1 protein-coding gene is annotated in these 338 nt (G+C 52.1%); it reads left to right on the forward strand.

The annotated features are described in order from the left end of the window. The coding region (locus ACP45E_RS17770) for an alpha-hydroxy-acid oxidizing protein (protein ID WP_198927752.1) at positions 1–338 on the forward strand (338 nt) is incomplete at both ends.

Genomic DNA, 338 nt, shown 5'->3' on the forward strand with positions numbered 1-338 from the left:
ACCGCTCTTCCGATCTAATCACTCGGGCATGAGCGGTCCCAATGCGGCGGCACGTCGAGTTTTTCAGGCGATGCGTCACCCAAATTGGGCCGTCGACGTTGGCTTGTTGGGTAAACCCCATGACCTTGGCAACATCTCTACCTATCGCGGTGAACCCACCAAACTCGAAGATTATATCGGTTGGCTTGGTGCGAACTTTGACCCATCCATTTGCTGGAAAGATTTAGAGTGGATCCGCGACTTTTGGGATGGTCCAATGGTGATTAAAGGCATTTTAGACGAACAAGATGCCAAAGATGCCGTCTCTTTTGGCGCTGACGGCAAGATCGGAAGAGCGG

This window comes from Vibrio genomosp. F10 str. 9ZD137, assembly GCF_049974785.1.
Classification (GTDB): Bacteria; Pseudomonadota; Gammaproteobacteria; order Enterobacterales; family Vibrionaceae; genus Vibrio.